Below are 2,059 nucleotides of genomic sequence, written 5' to 3'. Positions count from 1 at the left end.
ACGGAATCCGGTCTTCTGTGGAGATGTACGAGAACAGGGGGCCGGTGCGTTCCTGCTGGCCGCGCATTCGCTCAGTGCCGTTGGGCCATTCTCCCGCTGCTGGACTGGTTTTTCAGCAGCCTCCTAGTGATCCTTCCGCTACTGCGCACTCTCGGAGTACCCTCCTATCCACCACTCAACACCCTGCCGGTAACTGCCGCTGTCGTGTTCCTCATGGTGTACCTGGTCATGCCACGCTACACGCGACTCGTGCAAAAATGGCTCTTCTCCTAGCCGCAGAGAAGCTACAAGGGATGGCTCGAGTCAGTCCTGTTTTCCCTCGCTCCGCACAAGCCGCTCAACCAATGAATCACCCACCAGTCCTCCTCTCAGTCGAAGCCCGAATCAACGCTCCCGTCGCCGACGTATGGACCTATTGGGTGACACCGGAGCACATCACTCGCTGGAACGCAGCTTCCGAGGATTGGCACACACCATCGGCAACCAATGACCTGAGAATCGGAGGCACGTTCACCAGCCGCATGGAAGCCAAGGATGGCAGTATGGGATTCGATTTCAGCGGTACCTACACCGAGCTGAAGCTTCACGCCTTGATTGTCTATCGGCTCGGCGATGGTGCCGAAGCCCGTGACGTCAGAGTCGTGTTCGAGCCAGAGGATGACACGACCATCGTGCGCGAAACCTTTACACCTGAAACCATGAACCCGATCGAAGCGCAGCGCAGCGGCTGGCAGAGCATCCTTGATCGTTTCAAGAGTTATGTGGAAGCCCAGCCCTGACGGGCGGCGAGCTCATCTCCATCTTGCGCCAAGCCACTTCAGCTCCACAGTCAACGATGTCACCAGACTCCTTCGGCACTGAGCGATCTCCGCCGATCGGGAATGGTGGTTCAGCGAAGCTACCCTTCAGAGGATCACCATCCAGTGACGCAATGGCTTCCATCGGGTTGGACCGCCTGAAGGGAGTACCTGGAGGAAGCCCCATGGCCATGATCCCAACGACGGCGATCCTCCTGGTACTCAGCACGACGGTGTTGTCCATGGGTTCCCTCGTGGGTATCGCGGCAGCCAATGCCGTCAAGCCGCAGATCTCCACGCTGCCGGAGGCCTCCATCCCCAGGGGCTGCGGTTATTCGTTGGATGACTGGAGACGATCAACGCTGGCCTGGGCCCCCTACCCCTACGCGAGCAAGCCACAGGCGAAGGGGCTTCTCATGGCGATCGACGGTGTCGTCCGGGAGATCCCGATCAGCTCCCGCGATGAACGTCACATCACGGCCCACGACGGCAGATACGAGGTGGACATTTGGACGCCACAGTGGAAACGCGTCGATACCGAACTTTTCCAGGCGCGGGCCACACTGCTGCTGAGAGATACGACGGCTCACACAGCTACCAACATCATCGTCAGAGCTGCCCAGGGCTGCTAGAGCGAGGCAAGTGCGTGATCACCAGTGACGTTGCCCACCGATTCGCCGACGAATCGATCCAAGCCTGGAGTTCCCATGGCCTGCCAGCCGTGCTTTCGCATGACACTGATCAACCCACAGGCATTCTGAAGGGCAAGAACCAGGTTGCGGCCTACTGGTCTGCGGCCCTGGAGATCATGCCCACGCTGCAGGTCGAGCTCCACAAGGTTCTGATCGGCGTCGACAGCGTCCCCCTCACGTACCGCGGTGCCAACGGACCTGCTGCCGACCTGTTCCTCTTCAATGACCAAGGCTTGGTGCGTAAGGCCCATTCCATCCCCATGGCTTCCGGGCTCACTCGATGATCCACCAACAACGTCTGATCGCCACAACTGAGTGAGACCTCGTGCTCTTTCTCATCGGCATGTGCATCAACCAGCCATGGACGATCCAGCGATGGCGTGCCGAAACCGGAGACCATCACGATGACCTCCGACAACTGAGGATCGTCTTCAGCCCCTGTGCCTGGCGTGGACCCCAAAAACTGAACCAGTCCTTATGAGAGCTTCCCTACCGGCCAGACTTGGCCAGGAGAAGCCCCATGAAACGCAAGCGCCACACCCCCGAGCAGATCATCCGCAAGCTGCGCAC

General features: G+C 59.5%; 3 protein-coding genes. All 3 read left to right on the top strand.

From position 1 onward, the window contains the following. The first annotated feature begins 23 nt into the window (after positions 1 to 23). The 3 genes from VB739_RS16585 to VB739_RS16575 all read left to right on the top strand — a co-directional run bounded on the left by VB739_RS16585 (position 24) and on the right by VB739_RS16575 (position 1,773). A complete protein-coding gene (locus VB739_RS16585; RefSeq protein ID WP_323358117.1) occupies positions 24 to 779 on the top strand; it encodes an SRPBCC family protein in 756 nt (251 codons plus the stop codon). 203 nt (positions 780 to 982) lie between these two features. Further along, on the top strand, positions 983 to 1,429 hold the full coding sequence (locus VB739_RS16580) for a hypothetical protein (protein ID WP_323358116.1): 447 nt from the start codon (positions 983 to 985) through the stop codon (positions 1,427 to 1,429). Positions 1,430 to 1,443: 14 nt separating this feature from the next. Next, on the top strand, positions 1,444 to 1,773 hold the full coding sequence (locus VB739_RS16575; protein WP_323358115.1) for a nuclear transport factor 2 family protein: 330 nt from the start codon (positions 1,444 to 1,446) through the stop codon (positions 1,771 to 1,773). The last annotated feature ends 286 nt before the right edge of the window (positions 1,774 to 2,059 follow it).

The sequence above is a fragment of the Cyanobium gracile UHCC 0281 genome, from assembly GCF_034931305.1.
GTDB lineage: Bacteria > Cyanobacteriota > Cyanobacteriia > PCC-6307 > Cyanobiaceae > Cyanobium > Cyanobium gracile_A.
This window is presented reverse-complemented; position numbering and strand designations above follow the sequence as displayed.